General features: G+C 55.2%; 29 protein-coding genes and 1 other RNA gene. 6 read left to right on the forward strand and 24 right to left on the reverse strand.

Translation table 11 applies throughout. From position 1 onward, the window contains the following. Window positions 1-81 precede the first annotated feature (81 nt). The 22 genes from V8L71_RS15615 to smpB form a co-directional block, all read right to left on the reverse strand. Window positions 82-831 (reverse strand): hypothetical protein, encoded by a 750-nt coding sequence (locus V8L71_RS15615; RefSeq protein ID WP_336274694.1) that lies wholly within the window; start codon window positions 829-831, stop codon window positions 82-84. A gap of 1 nt (window position 832) precedes the next feature. Next, entirely contained in the window at window positions 833-1,063 is a 231-nt protein-coding gene (locus V8L71_RS15620) for a hypothetical protein (protein ID WP_336274695.1), read from the reverse strand. Beyond that, complete coding sequence (locus tag V8L71_RS15625; protein ID WP_336274696.1) at window positions 1,060-1,668, reverse strand: hypothetical protein; 609 nt, start codon at window positions 1,666-1,668, stop codon at window positions 1,060-1,062. Before V8L71_RS15625 ends, V8L71_RS15620 begins: the two co-directional genes overlap by 4 nt. Before the next feature lie 14 nt (window positions 1,669-1,682). Then, on the reverse strand, window positions 1,683-1,877 hold the full coding sequence (locus tag V8L71_RS15630) for a hypothetical protein (protein WP_336274697.1): 195 nt from the start codon (window positions 1,875-1,877) through the stop codon (window positions 1,683-1,685). Further along, window positions 1,864-2,949 (reverse strand): hypothetical protein, encoded by a 1,086-nt coding sequence (locus tag V8L71_RS15635; protein WP_336274698.1) that lies wholly within the window; start codon window positions 2,947-2,949, stop codon window positions 1,864-1,866. The genes V8L71_RS15630 and V8L71_RS15635 overlap by 14 nt, the downstream gene beginning before the upstream one ends. Next, on the reverse strand, window positions 2,949-3,194 hold the full coding sequence (locus V8L71_RS15640) for a hypothetical protein (protein ID WP_336274699.1): 246 nt from the start codon (window positions 3,192-3,194) through the stop codon (window positions 2,949-2,951). Before V8L71_RS15640 ends, V8L71_RS15635 begins: the two co-directional genes overlap by 1 nt. A gap of 220 nt (window positions 3,195-3,414) precedes the next feature. Beyond that, window positions 3,415-3,885 carry a GNAT family N-acetyltransferase gene (locus tag V8L71_RS15645; protein WP_336274700.1) on the reverse strand — a complete coding sequence of 157 codons (471 nt, stop codon included), beginning with the start codon at window positions 3,883-3,885 and terminating at the stop codon, window positions 3,415-3,417. After that, window positions 3,857-4,198, reverse strand: coding sequence for a hypothetical protein (locus V8L71_RS15650; RefSeq protein WP_336274701.1), 342 nt, complete (start codon window positions 4,196-4,198; stop codon window positions 3,857-3,859). Before V8L71_RS15650 ends, V8L71_RS15645 begins: the two co-directional genes overlap by 29 nt. After that, window positions 4,188-4,709 (reverse strand): hypothetical protein, encoded by a 522-nt coding sequence (locus tag V8L71_RS15655; RefSeq protein WP_336274702.1) that lies wholly within the window; start codon window positions 4,707-4,709, stop codon window positions 4,188-4,190. The genes V8L71_RS15650 and V8L71_RS15655 overlap by 11 nt, the downstream gene beginning before the upstream one ends. Beyond that, window positions 4,706-5,689 (reverse strand): AAA family ATPase, encoded by a 984-nt coding sequence (locus tag V8L71_RS15660; protein WP_336274703.1) that lies wholly within the window; start codon window positions 5,687-5,689, stop codon window positions 4,706-4,708. Before V8L71_RS15660 ends, V8L71_RS15655 begins: the two co-directional genes overlap by 4 nt. After that, a complete protein-coding gene (locus tag V8L71_RS15665; RefSeq protein WP_336274704.1) occupies window positions 5,686-6,627 on the reverse strand; it encodes a toprim domain-containing protein in 942 nt (313 codons plus the stop codon). The genes V8L71_RS15660 and V8L71_RS15665 overlap by 4 nt, the downstream gene beginning before the upstream one ends. Further along, the gene (locus V8L71_RS15670; protein ID WP_336274705.1) at window positions 6,627-6,866 is read right to left on the reverse strand and encodes a hypothetical protein; all 240 of its coding nucleotides are present in this window, start codon (window positions 6,864-6,866) and stop codon (window positions 6,627-6,629) included. Before V8L71_RS15670 ends, V8L71_RS15665 begins: the two co-directional genes overlap by 1 nt. Beyond that, on the reverse strand, window positions 6,863-7,087 hold the full coding sequence (locus V8L71_RS15675) for a hypothetical protein (RefSeq protein ID WP_058578199.1): 225 nt from the start codon (window positions 7,085-7,087) through the stop codon (window positions 6,863-6,865). Before V8L71_RS15675 ends, V8L71_RS15670 begins: the two co-directional genes overlap by 4 nt. Beyond that, window positions 7,080-7,475 carry a hypothetical protein gene (locus V8L71_RS15680; RefSeq protein WP_336274706.1) on the reverse strand — a complete coding sequence of 132 codons (396 nt, stop codon included), beginning with the start codon at window positions 7,473-7,475 and terminating at the stop codon, window positions 7,080-7,082. The genes V8L71_RS15675 and V8L71_RS15680 overlap by 8 nt, the downstream gene beginning before the upstream one ends. Next, complete coding sequence (locus V8L71_RS15685) at window positions 7,472-7,708, reverse strand: hypothetical protein (RefSeq protein WP_336274707.1); 237 nt, start codon at window positions 7,706-7,708, stop codon at window positions 7,472-7,474. The genes V8L71_RS15680 and V8L71_RS15685 overlap by 4 nt, the downstream gene beginning before the upstream one ends. Then, window positions 7,705-7,950 carry a hypothetical protein gene (locus V8L71_RS15690; RefSeq protein ID WP_336274708.1) on the reverse strand — a complete coding sequence of 82 codons (246 nt, stop codon included), beginning with the start codon at window positions 7,948-7,950 and terminating at the stop codon, window positions 7,705-7,707. The genes V8L71_RS15685 and V8L71_RS15690 overlap by 4 nt, the downstream gene beginning before the upstream one ends. After that, window positions 7,947-8,153: a hypothetical protein gene (locus V8L71_RS15695; RefSeq protein WP_336274709.1), complete on the reverse strand. Its 207-nt coding sequence runs from the start codon at window positions 8,151-8,153 to the stop codon at window positions 7,947-7,949. The genes V8L71_RS15690 and V8L71_RS15695 overlap by 4 nt, the downstream gene beginning before the upstream one ends. Window positions 8,154-8,425: 272 nt before the next feature. After that, entirely contained in the window at window positions 8,426-8,650 is a 225-nt protein-coding gene (locus V8L71_RS15700; RefSeq protein WP_336274710.1) for a hypothetical protein, read from the reverse strand. Window positions 8,651-8,725: 75 nt separating this feature from the next. Next, window positions 8,726-9,394 carry a hypothetical protein gene (locus V8L71_RS15705; RefSeq protein ID WP_336274711.1) on the reverse strand — a complete coding sequence of 223 codons (669 nt, stop codon included), beginning with the start codon at window positions 9,392-9,394 and terminating at the stop codon, window positions 8,726-8,728. A 2-nt stretch (window positions 9,395-9,396) separates the two neighbouring features. Next, window positions 9,397-10,626 (reverse strand): tyrosine-type recombinase/integrase, encoded by a 1,230-nt coding sequence (locus V8L71_RS15710; RefSeq protein WP_336274712.1) that lies wholly within the window; start codon window positions 10,624-10,626, stop codon window positions 9,397-9,399. 166 nt (window positions 10,627-10,792) lie between these two features. Further along, window positions 10,793-11,170: a transfer-messenger RNA gene (gene ssrA, locus V8L71_RS15715) on the reverse strand. A gap of 45 nt (window positions 11,171-11,215) precedes the next feature. Beyond that, window positions 11,216-11,707, reverse strand: a complete 492-nt coding sequence (smpB, locus tag V8L71_RS15720) for an SsrA-binding protein SmpB (protein ID WP_008958772.1) — start codon at window positions 11,705-11,707, stop codon at window positions 11,216-11,218. 126 nt (window positions 11,708-11,833) lie between these two features. Here smpB and V8L71_RS15725 point away from each other — a divergent pair, with 126 nt between their 5' ends. Continuing rightward, the gene (locus tag V8L71_RS15725) at window positions 11,834-12,268 is read left to right on the forward strand and encodes a type II toxin-antitoxin system RatA family toxin (RefSeq protein ID WP_336274713.1); all 435 of its coding nucleotides are present in this window, start codon (window positions 11,834-11,836) and stop codon (window positions 12,266-12,268) included. Then, a complete protein-coding gene (locus V8L71_RS15730; protein ID WP_336274714.1) occupies window positions 12,258-12,575 on the forward strand; it encodes an RnfH family protein in 318 nt (105 codons plus the stop codon). Before V8L71_RS15725 ends, V8L71_RS15730 begins: the two co-directional genes overlap by 11 nt. An 11-nt stretch (window positions 12,576-12,586) precedes the next feature. On the opposite strand, the gene bamE is transcribed toward V8L71_RS15730, so the two are convergent. Continuing rightward, a complete protein-coding gene (bamE, locus tag V8L71_RS15735; protein ID WP_336274715.1) occupies window positions 12,587-13,045 on the reverse strand; it encodes an outer membrane protein assembly factor BamE in 459 nt (152 codons plus the stop codon). A 72-nt stretch (window positions 13,046-13,117) separates the two neighbouring features. On the opposite strand from bamE, the gene fur reads away from it, so the two are divergent. After that, a complete protein-coding gene (fur, locus tag V8L71_RS15740) occupies window positions 13,118-13,570 on the forward strand; it encodes a ferric iron uptake transcriptional regulator (RefSeq protein WP_007111850.1) in 453 nt (150 codons plus the stop codon). A 143-nt stretch (window positions 13,571-13,713) separates the two neighbouring features. On the opposite strand, the gene recN is transcribed toward fur, so the two are convergent. Continuing rightward, window positions 13,714-15,387 carry a DNA repair protein RecN gene (gene recN, locus V8L71_RS15745; protein WP_336274716.1) on the reverse strand — a complete coding sequence of 558 codons (1,674 nt, stop codon included), beginning with the start codon at window positions 15,385-15,387 and terminating at the stop codon, window positions 13,714-13,716. Between the two features lie 210 nt (window positions 15,388-15,597). Here recN and grpE point away from each other — a divergent pair, with 210 nt between their 5' ends. From grpE to dnaJ, 3 genes are all read left to right on the forward strand, one after another. After that, a complete protein-coding gene (gene grpE / locus V8L71_RS15750) occupies window positions 15,598-16,239 on the forward strand; it encodes a nucleotide exchange factor GrpE (RefSeq protein ID WP_336274717.1) in 642 nt (213 codons plus the stop codon). Window positions 16,240-16,397: 158 nt separating this feature from the next. Then, window positions 16,398-18,332 (forward strand): molecular chaperone DnaK, encoded by a 1,935-nt coding sequence (dnaK, locus tag V8L71_RS15755; protein ID WP_336274718.1) that lies wholly within the window; start codon window positions 16,398-16,400, stop codon window positions 18,330-18,332. A 124-nt stretch (window positions 18,333-18,456) separates the two neighbouring features. Continuing rightward, window positions 18,457-19,602 carry a molecular chaperone DnaJ gene (gene dnaJ / locus V8L71_RS15760; RefSeq protein ID WP_298965657.1) on the forward strand — a complete coding sequence of 382 codons (1,146 nt, stop codon included), beginning with the start codon at window positions 18,457-18,459 and terminating at the stop codon, window positions 19,600-19,602. The last annotated feature ends 88 nt before the right edge of the window (window positions 19,603-19,690 follow it).

A 19,690-nucleotide genomic window follows, 5' to 3' on the forward strand; every position in this document is an offset into this window, starting at 1 on the left:
GGCGATTCCGGAAAACTGCCCAAAATCGGTCACGATAAAACGGAATGCGCGGTCACCATCATCCAGAACAGACGGTCACGTTCAAACGGAATGGGCGGTCACGATAGGGCGGAATACGCACTCAACAACCAGCGGTGCAAAAACACGTTGCTTGTAGCGAACGGCCAGCAGTGCCGGCACTTCAGACGGCAGCGCAGCTTCAACCAATGACTTTGCCGTTCTGTTTTCAGAGCCCGCCCAATCTAGTGCTGCCGTGAGTAGCGTTCCCTCAGGTGCTAAGTAGCGAGGTAACGCCCAATCCATTAAAAGGTTGATGGCTTCCTCTACTTCTGTCTGAGGGTCACGCCAGGCGCGAAGCATGATCGTCACGTTCAACTTGATAGGGGTCATGCCAGTGAAAACCTGGGTGCTGTTTAGCTTGGTAATGCCCGTACGTCCTCGCGCATGCTCAACGGCGGCGGTCGTTTTATCAGCGAAGCTACCCGGCGTGGCTTTGTCGAACTTCTCCCTCTCTTCGCTGGATAGCATCCCCCTCACGGTTTCAATAATTGGCTGAATCGTCCCAGATTGGAGCATTGCGCTAAGACTGGGTGAAAGTGAATCTGAGCCCGAGTTTTCAAACGGCGATCGCCAGTCGAACGTTGCTTCTAGGTTGGCATCATCCACGAACAAGCACTGAAGGATGCTGCCGTTCTCGTAAAGCGGGTCGCCGTTAGGGCCCACCTCGTAGATACTAGCGATTAGGTGCTTATTGATACCGTCCCAGTGGGGGCCAATGCCCCCACCTGGTGCGGCAGCGGTAACCCGCATATCAGAAAGCCGCGTTGCCATATCAATCTTCTCCCTCAGCGCATTTATAAACCGCTTTTAACAGCAGGCGGGCATTCTGAAGTCGCATCATGGCAGCCTTTAAAGCGTTTTCATCGTTACCGTATAACCGCTTATCGGCCTGAAAGCGCTGCACTGCCGGGTACGTTTCTAGCGCGCTCAGCAACTCCTTGGTTTGCTCTTCAAGGATGGCGTGGATCTCTGCCGGGGTAGGCGTCACGTTGCTCATACTCATGCGGTTAGCTCCCGGGGCGATTTGGCTTGCTCATGCATCTGTAGGCGATGAACGTAGCTACCTAAGCGCCATTGAACCTCCTCTTCAATTGAGGGCAGTGAACGAAGCTCTGAAGTTAATTTTTGAATGTCCGACTGAGGCGGCTTTGCTCGACTTTCTGCCTCTTCAAACGTTAAACCAGCTTCGGTTAACTGCTGGATCGACTTGAGTTGCTGGCTTTTCAAACACTCTATGCGTTGTTCAAGGCCCGTCTTTTCATCTTTGAAACGGCTCCTTCGGTTCATCAATGCTGTCGTGACCGACTGAAGCGCATCGTCTAAGGTTTTCTTTTGGCGTTGCAGGCGGCCATCCTCTTTGCTAACCGCATCATTGAGCGCTTCGGCATCTTCGACCTGAAGCTTTAGACTTAGCAGCAGGTCGGTAACAGACCAGTTGTTCTCGCTTAGTAGCAGCGCTATACGGGCTTTTCGCGGCGCTCGTGCTAAATCTGCATTTAGCTTATCAAGCCGTGCCAGTAGGCTCTGGCCTTCGGCGGCCAGGCGTGGGTCCGTAAGCACATCAAGCTGAACAGCGGCGGTTTTGAGGTCTGTGGTTTTTTTAGCCATGGGTAGTTCTCCGTTTAGCGGTGATTAATGAGGTGTTGGAGCTGCTCATGGGCAGCGGTGATTGATTGCTGGGCTTGCCTACTCCAGATCCGGCGCAAAACGCATAGCTGGTTGTGGGCTCCGCGATCGCCGGTGATAACGCGGCGGCTAAGCGAATCTTCCAGCCGCTGGCGCTCCTGTGGCGTGAGAGGCGCGTTATTTTTTGGCATTGCGTAGCCCTGCTATAAGCGCTTCGGCACGGTCGATACCCAGCTCGGATGCCATTCCCATGAAGGCGGCTTCAGCATCTGGGGTATTCATCCTCGCCAGAGACAGCGCCTTTTTGCTTCCGTTGGCTACTTTCTTCGGCTTCGTAGTGGTCGCCCGGCTTGCCTTGCGCAGCGATGCCCGGGAACGGTCAAACTCCCTATCGCCCGTCACAGCGCGCCCACCGGTAGGCCGTGCCGCCTGCTTGTCAGCCATACGATCGGCGTCTTTCTGAAGCTGGCGTATGTGGCCACTGCCATCGCCGCTCTTACGGCCTTTCTCGATAGCGCGGGCAAGGAACATTTGCACGGCGTTACCTGCCTCGATCTCCGACATCACGCGCAGTACGTGCTTGCAGGCCACGCCCACGAGGTTGGGATTTCGAATCTTGGGGAAGCCGTCTTCACGCGGGCCTGCGTTGTAGTTGCCTACGGTGGCTAAATACCGGTACCAGTAGCGGTGGCGGCCACAGTCGCAGTTAAACCGGATGCCTTTCTTGCGTAGCTGCCAGGCTGCTCGCTGGGGCGTGTCTTCGCCTGCAATGACCTGCTCGGCGTAGCCGGTAAACTCCACAATGATGTGGTGACGGCTTACATCGCTATCAGGCCCTGCGTTGGTCATGAAACGCACTTCCAGGGCAGTCACCTTGCCGCCTGCCTTCAGCGCACGTGCGCCAGCGGGTATGACCGTGGTGATTTGAGTACGGGCCCGCTTCCTGTCTTCAGACAGAGACATATCAACCACTTGGCGCGCTGTGATGCCCCCTTCAAAGCGGCGGCCTAGCTCGCGGGCCTTTTGGCGAAGCTGCGCTAGGTCGTCGGGCGTCATGGGGCGAATCTCGCCGCCCAGCATGGTCATCATCAGTCCGGCGGCATTGACCGGCACATTGCCCGAACGCAGCTGCTCGGGGCTTAGGATGTTCTCAGCCTTAGCGCGCTCGCTAAGCTGTTCGCTCTGAACCTTGCGCGCCTCAGCCGCGGCGCCCTTCAGGTTAGCGGCGTTGTTGGCTGGCGCTGGCCTACGTGCGCCAGCCATTAGCCTTCGTCCGCGTCGGGTTCTTCGCCTGATGCATCCATGCATTGGAGGAGGATGCATTCACGAAGGGCGGAAATGGCCAGGTCAATACCCGCTAGTCCGAGAATGGCGCGGCCTTGGGTAAGCTGCTCACCTGCGGCCACATCGAGCAGCTCATTGGCTAGGGCTTCGAGGATGCCTTCCACATCATTGAGCAGTGCTATTTGCTCTGACTGCTCGGAAGTATCGATATGGTTCTGGTGCATGGGGTACGCTCCTGTTGGTTGAGCGTCCAGTTTTCACCATGCTTGATTAATCTTACTTAGTCTTTTCCGGGTGCGAATATTCTTGTCCATATCCGGGTAAGGGCACTATGATGAGAACAGCCCATCAGGCCCCTGGCTCATTCCCGGGTAAGTCTGGTGGGCTTCTTTGTTGGTGCGCCGCTTTGTGCGTCTTGATCCTATGCGGGTCATGCCGTGAACCTCACATCAAGCGTAGCCGCGTTTCTCGATCTGCCGTTGTCATACGGCGGTATTCTCCATCTTTGCTTTCGATGCAGAAGCCAGCGCGCCCAAAGAATGCGCGGCGTCGCGGCCCATGGCAGACCAGGCTCATGCAGTATTCGCGTGAATACTTCTTCAACAGATATCGCAGAAATGCCATGCCCATCCTGCGACCACGGCGATCAGGGTCGATATATAAAGCCCAAAGGTGCGGAACTAAGCCATCCGGAGCCTCTGTCAATTGAAGTATTGCAAAGCCGTATTCGCGGGCTTCGATAACAGCACTACCGTTTTCGACTCTCGTAGTAACATCCCCTGGCTCTATGCCACTCATATCAAGTGCGTGTTGATGCTCGACCAAGAAGGCATCAATCTCCTCAGTAGTTAATTGGCTGAAGTCAGTCATATCGGTGCTCTCCAGGTCAGGCGGCAGGTGGCTGGGTGTCGTCATCAAGCAAGGCATTCACCAGCCCTTGCAGGCGTGAAAGCCGTACACGCACCAGGGCGGCCAGTGTGCCCGTTGGTAGCCGCTGGTCGAGGGTTTCCAGCGTGGCCGCGCACCCCATTAGGGTTTCATGATCGTGGTCTGACCCCAGCGCTATCCACACCATGTAGGCGCTGTGTGCAACGTCCGGGGTGATACCGTGAAGGTTGGCCGCCAGGCGGCGGGCTTCGATGATGGCTTCATCTAGCATGGCGGCTGCCTCCCTCAATTCATGGTGGCGCTTGTCGGCGTAGGCTTGGGCGGGTGGTTTACCGGGCATACTCACCCTCTCGCTTTAGTCGAGTGATAACCAAATTGGCAGCGTTGCGACCTGCATTATCTTTACGGTGTGGCTTCGGCTCTAAGCTTGCTGCTATCTGCCAGGTTTCAACGTAACGCTCGGCTATACGTTGCTGAATACGTGGATGAAGGCGTAGTAGCCCCATGGCAACATGGCGGCGATCTTCCGGCGCTAGGGGGCATTGTGTAGCGATCCACGTTAACCAATCGGGAGCTTCCTCGCTGTAGGTAAAACCTTCTGTGGCTGGCGCAACTTTTACCCCCTGATAATCCTCTGAAAGTTGCGCTGTTTTTGGGCCTTCGGTTGCGGCTTGGTTGCGTTGCTGGTTGCGCTCTTTTCTCTGCAAGTACCTGTTTGCAAGAGTTTTTAAATCGACGGTTGCGCTATCGGTTGCGCCATCACCTGCAAAAGTTGCGCTTCCTTTCTGCGAAAGTTGCGCGTTGCGTTGCCTAGGGGGCGCAACCCGCAACTTTGGATCAGTGGGCATCATGGCTTAGGCTCCCGCTTAGGCTTGGTGTATAACCCTTCGCGCTCGGCACGTTTCGCGTGTCGGTTGACGTTGGACTTGTTAATCTCCAGTTCTCGCGCAACTTCGACTTGGGTGAGCCCTTCGTTAAGCAGAGAAACGACACGCTGATACGTGCTGTCCTGTAGGGATTGATAGGCCCAAGAAATGCGTCCGCCTGGTGCGCTTACTAACTCTATTTCACGGCTCTTAGCATCATCGCCGTAGAAACCACGATTCTTTTCAAAATGAAGCTCGAATTTAGCCCCCTGGGCGTCTTCCTCGCCTTTGGGATAGCGTAGGGCTATGACCGTATCAAGTACGTCCTCTCGTCGGCTGGTGCCACGTTGCTGGCCTCCCTTGCCGCTATGGTGAACAAAAAGCACGGTTTTGCCCTGGGCACGCATACGCAGTGCCCACTCTTGAACCCCTAGCCATGACTCACCTTCGTTTTCTTTACCGCTGCGGCATAGTGTGGCGATGTTGTCCACCACGATCAGCTTGGCGGGATCGGTGAAAGGCTCAATAGCAAGTTGCCCCTCTAGGCTGGCCAAGTCAGGCATACCGCGCTCCTGTAGGTCAGGCGTAAGGATTTGTAGGTTATCGGGCGGGGCTTGGTAGGGGGCGCTGTTCACAATGCTTACAAAGCGTTCCTGAAGCGCCACAGCGGGCATCTCTCCGTCGATATAAAGCACTGGGATTGGCTCGGGCGCTTCCCATCCAAGAAAATCGCCTCCTGACGCACAAGCGTAGGCAACGCCCATTGCAAACCAAGTCTTGCCCAGCCCGCGTGGTGCGTAAACCATCGCCAAGCCGCTTGACGGCAGCCATGGGGATAGCAGCATTGTGCGCTCTGGTAAATCCATGCCAATTAGGCCGGGTAAGCTAACGGCGTTCAGGCGCATTTCGTTGACTGTTTCCTGCACGGCTGCGGCCACTTTTCGAAGGTTGGGAGCTGCTGTCATAGCGCCAGCCCTCCCCCTAGCCGTGATAGGTCGTTAAAGTCTGTAACGCCCTCGTGAGTCTCAGGCCACACACAGCGCGCCCCAATGGCTGAAGCGGCTTCCTTGCCCTTGGTCACGCCAGGATTGCCAGTGGTGCCATGGTCGTTATCAGCGCATACAATAATGGGGTGCGTGGGGTAGCGCTCGCGTAGACTTTTCGCCACCGGCAGCAGGTTGCCCGCATTCATGGCAGCAGCTACCGCGTAGCCTGTCGCTTCGTGAAGGGTGGCAGCGGTTGCCCAGCCTTCAGCTATCAGCAATGGTTGGTGCTGCACAATATTTCCTATTGGGGAATAGCAGCCTTTCACCTTGCCACCTGTCTGGAAGTATTTGGCCCCATCCGGTGCGATGGTCTGCCAATTCACTAGGCGATGCCCATCGGTAAGCGGGACCACCAGCAGGCCGCGCATCTGGCGTAGGTTGTGGGGTTTTACTCCCTTGGTGGCTAGGTAGGCATGGGTAGGGCTTGCAGGCACCAGCAGCGGCCATTCACAGCGCGTCTGGTCGGCTGTGTTGGCGTGTTGCTGGCGCTGCTCTTCCTCGCGTTTCTCCCGTGCCCGCTGGTAGGCTAAACGGGCCTCAGCGGCGGCTGTGGGGTCAATCTCGCCGCCAATGCCGATAGTGTGCTGCTCTCCGGTATGCCAGAAGCCATAAACGCCCACTTCCAGCGAAGGGCACACATACCAGCCGTTACGGTTGCCTTTAGGCTTGTCGGCACTATCAAAACGGTGCAGGGCACCATCTGCGCGGATTGCCAGCCCGGTAACGCCATAAGCGGCTAAGGCATCGACTAACGCCTGCTCGATACTGCTATACTGGTTTTGCGTTGGCAGGACGCTTGCACGGGCCTCGGCTCCTCTATTGAGGGCCGGGGCTTGTTGCTTTGTGGGTGCAGGCATCACTCACCTCCCACAAGACGCACAGAGACTCCGCTTTCAACCAAGTGATATTCGATCAAGCCATTACCTGCCAAGCGGCGCAACTCTTTGCGGGCCATCTTTCGGCTGAAGCCATTCATTGGTGCCAGTTCGTTTACCAGATAGCCCAAGAAACAGTCGTCGAATTCGTCGGTAATTTCCCTAATGGCGTTAAGCATTAGATCAACAAGGGCATGCTGAGGGTTGTCGAAGATGCTCATTGTTTGCCCCCTTCCTGCTCAATCGAACCGCCTAGCTCACTTACATCGTCAGCACCTTCCCGGGTGATTTCATGCCCAAGTTTGGCTAGGCGTGCCGCTGTCTTGTGTTCACCGCTTTCAAGCATCTTTGCGATGGCGTCAAACAGCGCGCTAGCGTGCTCAAAGCGAATCTCTGCAATCTCGACGTCGAGCATAATGTGCTGAATGGCTGCCTTATCCATGGGATACCTCCGATTGCATCTGGCTAGCTGCAAGGGCTTCTTCAAACAGGTGCGCGTAGTGAGTAAGTGCGCCAGGCATTATTTCGTGGCCACGCTCTTCTGCATCAGCAGCTTCTTGCCGCATCGTGCGAAGTAGGCCAGTGAGCTTGGTACCGGGGTCGGGGACTGGCTGGGGCTTGTGTGCAGTGGTTTGAAAGAGGCGGGTGGTAAGTTGCTCTAACGTATCGAGGTGGTGCTGGGTACCATACAAAACAGCCGCCAAGACGTGGGGCGCAACCTGCTTATCACCTTCAGCGGCATCGTTAAGCGCGATCTCCACCAGCGCGACGGTGTTACGCAGAATATTAAGATGCTGACTGGCTTCGTTGTAGGCTTGAAAGTCGCTCACGAGCGCACCTCCTGCTCTTGCGAGGCGTGATCGATGGCATCCAGGGCGCAGTAACCACGATTGGCAAGTTCATCAATGGCGGATAGCAGGCAGCCAATATGATGATCATCGAATATCGCTTTTTCGCCTTCGCTGGCCTTGCGGATCAGATCTTCCTGGATGATGTGGGTAAGGCCGCTAATGGTGCCGAATAGATCGTCTAACTTTTCGAGCTGGGGCTGAACGCGACTCATGACAGCACCTCCTGAAGATGCTCTTCGGCGGCATCAAACAGATTGGCCAGATCTTCCATGGCGGCGGCGTCATCAGCCGAAGCGTTAGCCGCTTCCTCACGCCATTTATCTGCCTGCTCGGAGAAACCAGCGTCGTCCCGGAGCAAAAGCGGCGCTTGAAGGAAGTCCACGACGGCATCATGCATCAGGTCGTGCAATTCGTCGGCGGTGGTGCATTCGTTGATGTGGTGGGTGGTAATCATGCTGCACCTCCTTTGCCGGAAACGGCATTGAGGGCACGGGCTTCTAACTGTTGGGCTTTTTCAATGTGGGAGTTGTACTTGCGGAGGCGAACGCTGGCGCTGCTATCGGCAAACAAGGCGCTTTTGGCCATTGCACGGTGGGCAGCGGCGCGGCCTTTAAGGCTGCGAGTAACCAGGTTGGATAGGCGGATTGATGCCGTCATTGGTGACACTCCTAGAGTTGAGGAGTCGCCACGATCCTTCCTACGGGATTGGGTGGCGACTGTACGCAGGGTAGGAAACCGGCACTCTAGGAAACCGGCCAAGCCGAAGCTTGCCCACGCACAGCCGCCATGACGTTCAGCGGGCACAAAAAAAGCGCCTGCTGATATGGGGGCGCTGTTGCGCCTAGAGATAAACGGGTTCCTACGCCCGGCTGACGATTTTGCGCCAGCACATGAAGCATATAACGGCATTGGTGAGCGTTGCAAGGTCATTATGCAGCACCCCGCTCAGCCAGCTTGGCCTCTAGCCAGGCGTTAAACTCGCTCACACAGAAGTAGCAGGTAGATTGTTGGCTATCGCCGAATTTCAGTGGACGGGGAAAGTTGGGGTCGGTCTTGAGTAGTCTATCTACGCCGCTGCGTGTCATATCCATCGCGCGGCACAGGTTGGGCTTGGTGATTAGCTTTTGGTCTTTGGGTAGTGCTTCGATATTCATAAGAACGCGTCCGTATGCATGAGTACGCTCTTATGGTGAGATACTGAATGTTCGTTGTGCTTAGCTTGGGTTCGTTTAGTTTTTCCCCCAGTTGGCTCTTCGCCATTCCCTTACAGTCTTTGGGTGTACCCCCATCCGTTTGGCCACCAGGGTAGCAATGCCGTGTTTGGAGCGCCCATCGGCGGCAAGTTTTTCCCATATCTGTTGAGCTTTTGCCATCCTGGCAGCGGCTTCTTTCTGCATTCCTTCACCTCTACTCCTGCCGCCTCCCTGTCGCCCTTCATTGTGGAGAAGGTCGGCATTCTCAATAAGCTGCTTAGGTGGCATTTTCAGAGGGTTAGGCTGCTGGTAAGTAACCAGCTTGCCATTCTCAATTACCTGCTCTTCCACGTCTGGCAGCACCATCTCTTTCGGTTTTCGCGTTTGCGCTAGGTCAACCAGAGGGCGGATCATTGCTAGCCCCGCATCTTCTAGTCGGGCAAATAGGTGCAGAGTGAAATTAGGCGATACTGTGCCCGCTGCAATTTCTGCCATCCTGCTATGGCGCTGTTTGTTGGTTTCGTCGCCGTACCCATCGTAAGACGGTGCCAGGAACTCTTTTCCAAATTTCTCGATGACCTCGTATTGAGAGCGATGCGCACAAAGCATCTTGTGTACCAATGCGAGTAATTCCTCGGCATTGTCAGGGCGTGATTCTTCGATCCCTTCTTTCAAGGCAATCAGGTTTGCTATCTGATCATCCATCTTCAAGCCCTCTTCATCTCTACAACGTTTCCACGCTGTAAGTTGTCCAGGTGATCGGCGTACCACTGCATCATCACGCGGCGCTGCTCGATGTACTGTGCTTTGTTATAGACGCCTGCTACACCGTCTTTAACGTGGGATAGCTGTGCCTCTATGTGGTCAGCGTTATAGCCGTGCTCATTCAGGATCGTGCTAGCGATGTGCCGGAAACCGTGCCCGGTCTGGCGTCCCTCATAACCAAGGCGGCGTAATGCCATGATGAATACCGTGTTGGAGCGTGGCGCTGTCTTGTCGCTGCGTCCAGGGAATAGAAGCGGTTGGTATCCGGTCAGTTGGTGGAGGTTCTGAAGGGCTTCAATAGCCTGTTTGGGCAGTGGAACAGTATGCTCACGGCGGCGCTTCATGCGCTCGGCGGGGATCGTCCAGAGTGCTTTGTCTAGGTCGAATTCTTCCCAACGGGCTTCTCTTAGTTCTGAAGGTCGGGCAGCGAGGCGTGATAGCAAGATCAGGCCAAGGCGTACATCTTCAGCATGGGGATAAGAGCCAATGGCACGTAGCAGGGCGGGCAGTTCATCTTGGCTAACGTGGGAATAGTTGGTTGCCCGGCGGGTGGACAGGTGCTTATGCAGGCTCTCCAATGGGTTGTACGTGATGCGACCACTCACTAGCGCCAAGTCGTACACTTCCCGGCAGATAGCGCGTATGCGGCCAGTCTGCTCAATGATCCCGGTCTTCTCTAGGCTGCGTAGGAACTCCAACCATTCCATTGGCGTTATATCGGTGAAAGGGCGCTTACCAAACTTGGGGAATACGTGCTTTTGCAGCGAGCCAATGACGCGGGTAGAGGTGCCGTCCGTCCAATTCTGGCGCTTGTTGGTGTGCCACTCTCTTGCCAGTGCTTCAAACGTACTATTAGCAGCTTCCAGGGCTTCTACTTCCCTTGTCCGTTTGGCGACGATAGGGTTTTCTCCATTGGCCGCGTCTGCCCTAAGCTGGTCGGCCTTCTTACGTGCCAAGCTACCGCTTGTATCTGGATAGCCGCCTAAGCCAATCCACGACCACTTGCCGTCTGGCTTCTTATAGCGAAGCTGCCACGACTTGGAGCCGTTAGGCTTTACGCGAAAGTGCAGCCCTTTATCGTCGTCCTTCTCCCGGTACTCTTTTGCTTCGGGTTCCAGTGTCGCCAATACCGTGTCAGCCAGCGGGCGGCGCTTAATCTGGGAGCGTTTCATTTTTGTATCCCTCTGGTTCACTATATCGAAAAGGATACACGCAGGGATACACGGTGCGCAATGCTGTATGGGTATATTGGAAAGCATACAGGCACAAAAAAACCCGCTCGGGGCGGGCTTTTCTGCATCATTCAGACCTATGTGGAAGCATCTGAATTTAGGTAGGTGGTGGAGGCGGCGGGAATTGAACCCGCGTCCGCCAGCACGCGCCTATTGGCTCTACATGCTTAGATTTCGTCATTTGATTTAACACGACTGACTCCGACGATCAGGATTCAGCCACGCGAGCCTTCTAAAGTTTAACGCTTGGCGAGAAGACACCACCAAACGCGGTCCTATCAGCTTTAGCTCGTATCCCCTCAGTGATGAATAGGCACATCACCTTGGGGCCAGACAAGAAGCTAACAGTTTAAGCTGCTAGCGCGCCTTGAGCGTAGTTTTCGTCATTTGCGACTATTTTTCGTGATGTGGGATTTACGAGATACATCACGCTCTCGGCATGCACCGCAAGGGTTGTCACCGGCGTCGAAACCATGTCGCCCCCTTATTACAAGTGAGCATTCTAACGTGCTCACACCTGATTGACCAGTTATGCCTTATTATGTTCCCGCATAATTCGACCTTTTTGACGGCTCCAATCTCGATCTTTTTCAGTGGCGCGCTTGTCGTGCAGCTGTTTACCGGTCACCAGTGCCAATTCGCACTTCACTTTATTGCGTTTCCAGTAAAGCTTCAGGGGCACACAGGTGTGGCCTTTGTCCTGGGTGATCGAAAAGATCTTGGCGATCTCTTTGCGATGCAACAGCAATTTACGCGTGCGAGTCGGGTCGGCAATTTCATGGGTACTTGCCGTGTTGAGCGGCATGATGTGGCTACCCAGCAGAAAAGCCTCGCCATTGCGCACCAAAATATAGGTGTCGGTAAGCTGCGCTTTGCCAGCACGCAGGCTTTTTACTTCCCAGCCCGCCAGCGAAAGCCCTGCCTCAAAGGTCTCATCGATATGGTACTCAAACCGTGCCTTCTTGTTTTGGGCGATAACGCTGCTACCGGGCCCCTTACTATTACCTTTCTTAGTGGCCATGGAACCTCATAATTAATCTGTCAGTGGCATCCCCTTCGTTATTTGGGGAGGCGTGATACCATTTAGAGTCTGAAATAATGTTTCCCATGATACGCTTTGGGCACTGTGAAGTCAGCGGAGAGGTCAATGCCAACCGTCAATCGTTCCGCCTTGGTGCGGCACACCCCCCAGAAAATGTTCGATCTGGTTAACGACTTCGAACGCTACCCGGAATTTTTGCCCGGTTGTCGTCATGCGCGTTTGGTCGAGCATGATGATGAGCATCTAATCGGCGAAATGACTCTTGGGCGCGCCGGCGTCGAGCAAACCATCACCACACGTAACGACTTATTTGCACCTGAGCGTATTGAGCTGTCGCTGGTAAAAGGGCCCTTCAAACGTCTAAAAGGTCGCTGGCTGTTTATCCCTATGGGGGAGGGCGCCTGCAAGGTCAGTTTAGAAATGGAGTTTGAATTCGCCAATCGGCTGCTCGGTATGGCCTTCGGCAAGCTTTTTCAGCAAATAGCGGGGCAGTTGGTCGATGCCTTCACCAAGCGCGCAAACGAGCTGTATGGCCGGTGAGATGCTCGCAATTGAGGTAGCCTTCGCGCTGCCGTCTAAGCAGCGCATCGTGGCGCTACGGGTGCCTGAGGGCACCACCGCACGTCAGGCCGTTGCCTTGGCTGATTTACCGACGCTATTCCCTGACATGCCTGATGGCACATTTTCTCAGGCACCGCTAGGGATCTTCGGCAAAGCACTACGCGACCCCGACACCCAGTTGTTGCGTGAAGGAGATCGAGTAGAAGTTTACCGGCCACTGGCTATCGATCCAAAAGTCGCTCGCTTGGAGCGTGCAAAGCGCCAAGCGAGCGACTCTGGGCGATAGATAAGCTTGCTTTAAGGCTGTGAAACAGGCTGCGCACTCGGCGGTATTGGCGCCCGCGTGCTCTCTGTGGGTAGCGCATCCATTGGGTCAACACCTTCCGTTGCTGGCCCCATGCTGCTCTCACCGTCGAGCGGCAGCGCTTCCGATAAATCACCCTCTTGCTCAATGTTCACCAAGCGGCCCTGTGGGTCGAAAGTGAGCGTAACGCGGCGTTGTTCTACATCACCGTACGCCTTGTCTAAACGAAATACATAGTCCCACTGGTTGGCATCAAAGGGCGCTTCTAACAGCGGCCTGCCCATCACGTAAGTAACCTGCTCTTGAGTCATGCCGGGCTGAAGTTGGCTCACCATCTCCTGAGTGACCAGGTTGCCTTGGGGAATATCGCGCTTGTACACGCCAACGTAGCTGCAGCCACTAACAACGGTCAGGGCAACGGAAAGCGTGATGATTCGAGTCAATTTTTGCATTTGGGCCTATTCTTCACTATCGTGGTTTCGGTTGATCATACCCGACCTAACCTGTTACTGCGAAGAGCGACCATGGCCGATCAGAACCATGAATTGCGCAAAGCCGGTCTGAAAGTGACCCTGCCGCGCGTCAAGATACTTCAGATTCTCGAAAATGTTTCGGGTCAGCACCACCTTAGCGCGGAAGAAGTGTATAAAACACTGATTGATGCGGGCGAAGATGTTGGCCTGGCAACTGTATACCGTGTATTGACTCAATTCGAGTCGGCAGGGTTGGTTATTCGTCATAATTTCGACGGTGGCCACGCAGTATTTGAGATGACCCAAGAGGATCACCATGATCATATGGTGTGCCTGGAAAGCGGTGAAATCATTGAGTTTGTTGATGAAATCATTGAGCGTCGTCAGCAAGAGATCGCTGAAGAGCATGGCTACGAGTTAGTGGATCATGCGCTAGTGCTTTATGTTCGTCCGCGTGGCTCCGATGTGACCCGCCAAGACAGCGGGCCAACGAACAAGAAATAATGTTCGTGGATAGACACTGCTCGCGGCTCGAAAATATGAGCGCCCCTGCATTACCTGTTTAAATTCGCCATCAATGGAATTTGTCAGGTAATGAGGGGCGTTTTATTTTGCCGCGTATAACGTCCCGTTCGATGCTTTTCTAATCAGTGCGGTGGGCGCTGACTTGCGTGCAGCATTTCACGGGCATGAGCGAGAGTTTGGTCAGAGAGCGTCACGCCGCCCAGCATCCGCGCCAGTTCGCTGATGCGCCCCTGTTCATCAAGTAGTGCCATCTGGGTCAGCGTGGTGTCGCGTTTCGCCTGTTTCTCGATATGCAGGTGCTGATGCGCCTGGGCCGCCACTTGCGGTAGGTGAGTTACCGTCATTACCTGACCATTTTCACCTAGCTTGCGGAGTAATTGACCAACGATTTCTGCGGTCGCGCCCGAAATGCCTACATCTACTTCGTCAAACACTAGGCTTGGCACCGTTGAGTGTGTCGCCGCGACCACTTGAATGGCCAGGCTAATCCGCGACAGTTCGCCGCCGGAGGCGACTTTGGTCAATGGCCGCGCAGGCTGGCCGGGGTTGGCACTGATCAAAAATTGCACACGATCAAGGCCTTCAGGGGATGGCGCCTCTTTCGCGGTGACCTCTACTTCAAAGCGGGCTTTGCCCATGGCCAAAAAGCCCAGCTGTTGCTGCACTTCCTTGCCTAAACGAAGCGCGGCTTTTTGGCGGCTCTCGCTGATTTTTTTCGCTTCCTGGCGGTAACTTTCGCGTAGCTCAACGACTCGCGCACTCAGTGCCTCCAGGTCATTGCCACCCTCTTCTAACTGCGCGACTTCTCGTTGTAGATCAGTATGCAGGGCGCATAGTTCTTCTGGGGCAACGTGATGCTTACGGGCAATCCGGTGGACATCGGTCATGCGCTCTTCAACCCAGGCGAGCCGCTCGGGGTCTAATTCAGTGATGCTAGCGAGTCGGTTGAGTTCGCTAGAGGCCTCTTCAACCTGAATTCGCGCATCACTCAGCATGGCAAGCGTGTTCGCCAGGGTGCCTTTGTCACTACCTGGCAGCGCGCTTAAGTGAGCGAAGGCTTGGTTGAGTAAAGAGAGTGCACCGCCTTCATCACTGGCACAGCAGTCGGCAGCAAACTGGGTCTCGCGCAGAGTTTCTTCTGCGTGGGCGAGCGTATGTTGCTCTTCCTCCAGCGTCGCCAGCTCGCCCTCCGCCAGGCCGAGCTGATCCAGCTCTTCTACCTGATAACGCAGCAACTGCCGTTTGGCTTCTACCTCACTGCCTTCTTCGCTTAGCTTTTTCAGCTGACGGCGCGCATTGCGCCACTCGCGAAACGTTTCGGCTAATTGAGTGGTGCCATCGTTTAGGCCCGCGTAATCGTCCAGCAGAGAAAGGTGGGTCTCCTCGCGCATCAGGGCGTGGTGGGCGTGCTGACCATGAATCTGGATTAACTGCTCGCCCAGTGATTTCAGGTCTGAAATAGTTGCGGGGTGGCCGTTAATCCACGCTTTGGAGCGGCCGTTGGCGGTCACCACGCGGCGCAGCAAGCACTCCTCAGCAGGGAGTTCCCGCGCCGTTAGCCACTCGACGGCGGCGGGCAGGTGCTGAATGTCGAAACGCGCGGAGAGATCCGTACGCTCGCGGCCATGTCGCACGCTTCCGGCGTCGGCGCGCTCGCCCAGGCAGAGCCCAAGGGCACCTAACAGGATCGATTTGCCCGCGCCAGTTTCCCCGGTAATCGCGGTCATGCCGCCGGTTAGGTCGAGCTCTAGATGGTCAACAATAGCGAAATCTTGAATGGCTAGCTGAGTAAGCATGGCGCCTCCTGAGGCGGTACAGCACAGAAGCTGGATACTTATCCAATAGTTGTTGATTTATACAGTAGTTAATAACTCACTTCAATGCACCTCTTGAGATGGAATTTATGGCCCCCATATAGCGTGCATGATCAGTTAAGGCTAGTAACTAACAGCTTACTTCTTTGCGCGCCGCCCGCGTGGCAGCGCCCTACTTAATAGGAGCACAACATGGCGAAAGAACCGCAAACACCGATGGATGACGAGCTAGCCCGCCACGAGCAAGAAGCAGATGGCGCCGAGCAAGCGGAAGAGCAGGCCGCCGAAGAGCGCTTGATGGAAGGCGAGCTGGAAGGATTGATCAATGACGAAGAGTCGTTAGAAGGCAGTGTCGATAATCCTGAAGCAGAAATGCTGGCCGCTCAGGTAGGTGAATTAGAGCAGAGCTTAGCCGAAGCCAAGGATCAAGCCCTGCGCGCCGCTGCGGAAGCGCAAAACGTGCGTCGCCGCGCCGAGCAAGAAGCCGAAAAAGCCCGCAAGTTTGCCCTGGAGAAGTTCGTTAAAGAGCTGCTGCCGGTCGTTGATAGCTTGGAAAAAGCGCTTGAGACCATGGAAGAGGGTGCATCGGAAGTGCATCGTGAAGGCGTTTCCATGACCTTGAAAATGCAGGTGGATGTACTCAACAAGTTCGGTGTGGAAAGCATTGAGCCCCACGGTGAGCCCTTCGACCCGCAGGTGCACGAAGCCATGACCATGGTGCCTAACCCGGATCTCGATCCCAACACCGTGATGGACGTTATGCAGAAAGGCTATTTGCTTAATGGACGCTTAGTGCGCCCGGCCATGGTGGTTGTCAGTAAAAAAGTCGATTAAGCCACTGGCGGCACAGAAGTGAAAAAAGTGTGTGATAAAAAAGCCCTTGAAATGTCAGCGGCGGCCCCCAAATAAAGGGCAACCCCGCGGGGAAACCCGCAGACAAGCTTTAAAAGCTAAATTTTCAGTTTTGTAACAACCGAATTCGAGGTATTGCTATGGGACGTATAATTGGTATCGACCTGGGCACCACTAACTCTTGTGTGGCCGTGCTTGATGGTGACAGCGCTAAAGTAATTGAAAATGCCGAGGGTGGTCGTACGACGCCTTCAATCATCGCTTATACCGATGATGGTGAAACGCTGGTCGGTCAGGCGGCAAAACGCCAAGCGGTGACTAACCCAGAAAACACTCTGTACGCCATTAAGCGCCTTATTGGCCGTCGCTTTAAAGACGACGTTGTCCAGAAAGACATCAAAATGGTGCCGTACAAAATCACCGAAGCGGACAACGGTGATGCTTGGGTTGAAGTGAAAGGCAAAAAGATGGCACCGCCGCAGGTAAGCGCGGAAGTGCTGAAGAAAATGAAGAAGACCGCCGAAGACTACCTGGGCGAAACGGTCACCGAAGCCGTTATTACCGTACCGGCCTACTTCAACGACAGCCAGCGTCAGGCGACGAAAGATGCCGGCCGCATCGCGGGTCTAGACGTTAAGCGCATCATCAATGAGCCGACCGCTGCCGCACTGGCCTACGGTATGGACAAATCGCGCGGCGACAAAACCATCGCGGTCTACGACCTGGGTGGCGGTACCTTCGATATCTCTATCATCGAAATTGCTGACGTTGACGGCGAAACCCAGTTTGAAGTGTTGGCCACTAACGGCGACACCTTCTTGGGCGGCGAAGACTTTGACTTGGCGCTGATCAACTACCTGGTAGACCAGTTCAAGTCTGACAGCGGTATTGACCTGTCTGGCGACAATCTGGCCATGCAGCGTCTGAAAGAAGCCGCTGAGAAAGCCAAAATTGAACTTTCAAGCGCCCAGCAGACCGACGTGAACCTGCCTTACATCACCGCCGACAACACTGGCCCGAAACACCTTAACGTTAAGGTGACACGCGCCAAGCTGGAGTCGCTGGTAGAAGACCTGGTACAGCGCTCGCTCGATCCGTGCAAAATGGCACTGAAAGATGCTGGCTTGTCCGCGTCTGAAATCGACGAAGTGATCCTGGTCGGTGGCCAGACACGTATGCCGATGGTGCAGAAGAAAGCCGCTGACTTCTTCGGTAAAGAAGCACGTAAAGACGTTAACCCGGATGAAGCGGTTGCCGTGGGTGCCGCGATTCAGGGCGGCGTACTGGGTGGCGACGTTAAAGACGTTCTGCTTCTCGACGTTACCCCGCTTACCTTGGGTATCGAAACCCTGGGTGGCGTGATGACGCCGCTGATTGAAAAGAACACCACCATTCCGACGAAGAAGACACAAACCTTCTCAACGGCGGATGACAACCAAACGGCAGTGACCATTCACGCCGTGCAGGGTGAGCGCAAGCAAGTGTCGCAGAATAAGTCGCTGGGTCGTTTTGATCTTGCTGACATTCCGCCCGCACCGCGCGGCGTGCCGCAGATCGAAGTCGCTTTTGACTTGGATGCCAACGGTATTCTGAACGTGTCGGCGAAAGACAAGGCCACCGGTAAAGAGCAGTCCATCGTCATCAAGGCCTCTAGCGGTCTTTCCGAGGAAGAAGTCGAGCAAATGGTGCGCGATGCCGAAGCTCACGCCGAAGAAGATAAAAAGTTCGAAGAGCTGGTTCAGCTGCGTAACCAAGCTGACGGCATGATTCACGCCACGCGCAAAACGGTGGAAGAAGCTGGCGACAAAGCGACTGACGACGAGAAGCAGGCGATTGAAACGGCCATCAGCGAGTTGGAAGAGGCGGTTAAAGGTGACGACGTCGATAACATTCAGAAGAAACTGGATGCATTGACCGAAGCCTCTGGCCAGCTAGCCCAGAAGATGTACGCCGAGCAGGCAGAAGCGGCTCAGCAAGAGGGCGGTGAAGGTACCGAAAGCACAGGTTCCAAGCCGGAAGATGACGTGGTTGACGCCGAGTACGAAGAAGTCAACGACGATCAGAAAAAGCAGTAATAACCTCTTTCTGCCAAGGAAAGCGGTGACGCGGGAGCTTACTCCCGCGTTGCTGTTTCCGCAGCCAAAGCGCACGAGATAAGTTTCTGTTAAGTGCGTAGCTAACCAGGAGGCGTAGGGCCCTATGTCCAAACGCGATTATTACGAAGTCCTGGGTGTCGAAAAAGGGGCCGATCAGAAAGAGATCAAGAAGGCCTATCGCCGTCTGGCGCAAAAATTCCACCCTGATCGAAACCCGGACGATAACACCTCAGCGGAAAAATTCCGTGAAGTGTCCGAAGCGTATGAAGTGCTTAGCGATGGCGAGAAACGCGCAGCTTATGACCAGTTCGGCCATGCGGGCGTTGATGGCCAAGGCGGCGGCGGTGGTTTCGGCGGCGCAGGCGCTGGTGATTTCAGCGACATTTTCGGCGATGTGTTTGGCGATATTTTTGGCGGAGGTGGTGGTCGCCGTCGTGGCCCCAACGCCCCGGCGCGCGGTTCCGACCTGCGCTATAACCTAGAGCTGGATCTGGAAAACGCCGTTTCAGGCACCACAGTCGATATCCGCGTACCGCGGCATATCGAGTGTGACCGTTGCGATGGCGGTGGTGCGGAGCCGGGCTCATCTAAAGAGACCTGCCCTACCTGCCACGGTCACGGTCAAGTGCGTATGCAGCAGGGCTTCTTCGCCGTGCAGCAAACGTGCCCCACCTGTCATGGCTCTGGTCAGCACATTAAAGTGCCGTGCCATAAGTGTAATGGCGAAGGGCGCGTACGTGAGACGCGCACGCTGTCCGTTAAGATTCCGCCTGGTGTAGATACTGGTGATCGTATTCGTTTGAATGGCGAAGGCGAAAGCGGCGTGAACGGTGGCCCGCCTGGGGATCTGTACGTGCAGGTGGCTATCAAGCCGCACCACATCTTCCAGCGTGACGGTAAACATCTGCAGTGTGACGTGCCCATCAACTTCGTCGACGCAGCGCTAGGTGGCGAGCTTGAAGTGCCGACGCTAGATGGCCGCGTAAAGCTGAAGATTCCGCCGGAAACGCAAACCGGCAAGCTGTTCCGCCTACGTGGTAAAGGCGTGAAGCCAGTGCGTGGTGGTATGCCCGGCGACTTGCTATGCAAGGTAGTGGTCGAGACACCCGTCAAGCTCAACGACGAGCAGCGCGACCTACTGCGCAAGCTCCAAGAGAGCTTCGACGGCAGCAACAGCCATAGCCACTCACCGAAGAAGACCGGTTTCTTCGACAGTGTGAAGAGCTTCTTTGAAGATATGAAGCCGTAAAGCTGAGATGATGGTAGTAAGTTAGATGTTTGATTCAAAGACCCTCGGTTCGCCCGGGGGTTTTTGCTGTTTAGGAAATGCTGCGCAC

Origin of the sequence: Vreelandella indica (assembly GCF_037070225.1) — a bacterium.
Lineage (GTDB): Bacteria > Pseudomonadota > Gammaproteobacteria > Pseudomonadales > Halomonadaceae > Vreelandella > Vreelandella arctica.

What these genes read in the sequence shown, in the direction of transcription:
- V8L71_RS15650 (WP_336274701.1), bottom strand. Translation starts at nt 4,198, where the DNA reads ATGCCCGGTAAACCACCCGCCCAAGCCTACGCCGACAAGCGCCACCAT.
- V8L71_RS15660 (WP_336274703.1), bottom strand. Translation starts at nt 5,689, where the DNA reads ATGACAGCAGCTCCCAACCTTCGAAAAGTGGCCGCAGCCGTGCAGGAA.
- dnaK (WP_336274718.1), top strand. Translation starts at nt 16,398, where the DNA reads ATGGGACGTATAATTGGTATCGACCTGGGCACCACTAACTCTTGTGTG.
- V8L71_RS15635 (WP_336274698.1), bottom strand. Translation starts at nt 2,949, where the DNA reads ATGGCTGGCGCACGTAGGCCAGCGCCAGCCAACAACGCCGCTAACCTG.
- V8L71_RS15730 (WP_336274714.1), top strand. Translation starts at nt 12,258, where the DNA reads ATGGCCGGTGAGATGCTCGCAATTGAGGTAGCCTTCGCGCTGCCGTCT.
- V8L71_RS15710 (WP_336274712.1), bottom strand. Translation starts at nt 10,626, where the DNA reads ATGAAACGCTCCCAGATTAAGCGCCGCCCGCTGGCTGACACGGTATTG.
- V8L71_RS15665 (WP_336274704.1), bottom strand. Translation starts at nt 6,627, where the DNA reads ATGCCTGCACCCACAAAGCAACAAGCCCCGGCCCTCAATAGAGGAGCC.
- V8L71_RS15655 (WP_336274702.1), bottom strand. Translation starts at nt 4,709, where the DNA reads ATGATGCCCACTGATCCAAAGTTGCGGGTTGCGCCCCCTAGGCAACGC.
- V8L71_RS15630 (WP_336274697.1), bottom strand. Translation starts at nt 1,877, where the DNA reads ATGCCAAAAAATAACGCGCCTCTCACGCCACAGGAGCGCCAGCGGCTG.
- recN (WP_336274716.1), bottom strand. Translation starts at nt 15,387, where the DNA reads ATGCTTACTCAGCTAGCCATTCAAGATTTCGCTATTGTTGACCATCTA.
- bamE (WP_336274715.1), bottom strand. Translation starts at nt 13,045, where the DNA reads ATGCAAAAATTGACTCGAATCATCACGCTTTCCGTTGCCCTGACCGTT.
- V8L71_RS15640 (WP_336274699.1), bottom strand. Translation starts at nt 3,194, where the DNA reads ATGCACCAGAACCATATCGATACTTCCGAGCAGTCAGAGCAAATAGCA.
- smpB (WP_008958772.1), bottom strand. Translation starts at nt 11,707, where the DNA reads ATGGCCACTAAGAAAGGTAATAGTAAGGGGCCCGGTAGCAGCGTTATC.
- V8L71_RS15695 (WP_336274709.1), bottom strand. Translation starts at nt 8,153, where the DNA reads ATGACGGCATCAATCCGCCTATCCAACCTGGTTACTCGCAGCCTTAAA.
- grpE (WP_336274717.1), top strand. Translation starts at nt 15,598, where the DNA reads ATGGCGAAAGAACCGCAAACACCGATGGATGACGAGCTAGCCCGCCAC.
- V8L71_RS15625 (WP_336274696.1), bottom strand. Translation starts at nt 1,668, where the DNA reads ATGGCTAAAAAAACCACAGACCTCAAAACCGCCGCTGTTCAGCTTGAT.
- V8L71_RS15620 (WP_336274695.1), bottom strand. Translation starts at nt 1,063, where the DNA reads ATGAGTATGAGCAACGTGACGCCTACCCCGGCAGAGATCCACGCCATC.
- fur (WP_007111850.1), top strand. Translation starts at nt 13,118, where the DNA reads ATGGCCGATCAGAACCATGAATTGCGCAAAGCCGGTCTGAAAGTGACC.
- V8L71_RS15670 (WP_336274705.1), bottom strand. Translation starts at nt 6,866, where the DNA reads ATGAGCATCTTCGACAACCCTCAGCATGCCCTTGTTGATCTAATGCTT.
- V8L71_RS15700 (WP_336274710.1), bottom strand. Translation starts at nt 8,650, where the DNA reads ATGAATATCGAAGCACTACCCAAAGACCAAAAGCTAATCACCAAGCCC.
- V8L71_RS15725 (WP_336274713.1), top strand. Translation starts at nt 11,834, where the DNA reads ATGCCAACCGTCAATCGTTCCGCCTTGGTGCGGCACACCCCCCAGAAA.
- V8L71_RS15615 (WP_336274694.1), bottom strand. Translation starts at nt 831, where the DNA reads ATGGCAACGCGGCTTTCTGATATGCGGGTTACCGCTGCCGCACCAGGT.
- V8L71_RS15685 (WP_336274707.1), bottom strand. Translation starts at nt 7,708, where the DNA reads ATGAGTCGCGTTCAGCCCCAGCTCGAAAAGTTAGACGATCTATTCGGC.
- V8L71_RS15705 (WP_336274711.1), bottom strand. Translation starts at nt 9,394, where the DNA reads ATGGATGATCAGATAGCAAACCTGATTGCCTTGAAAGAAGGGATCGAA.
- V8L71_RS15690 (WP_336274708.1), bottom strand. Translation starts at nt 7,950, where the DNA reads ATGATTACCACCCACCACATCAACGAATGCACCACCGCCGACGAATTG.
- V8L71_RS15645 (WP_336274700.1), bottom strand. Translation starts at nt 3,885, where the DNA reads ATGACGACACCCAGCCACCTGCCGCCTGACCTGGAGAGCACCGATATG.
- dnaJ (WP_298965657.1), top strand. Translation starts at nt 18,457, where the DNA reads ATGTCCAAACGCGATTATTACGAAGTCCTGGGTGTCGAAAAAGGGGCC.
- V8L71_RS15675 (WP_058578199.1), bottom strand. Translation starts at nt 7,087, where the DNA reads ATGGATAAGGCAGCCATTCAGCACATTATGCTCGACGTCGAGATTGCA.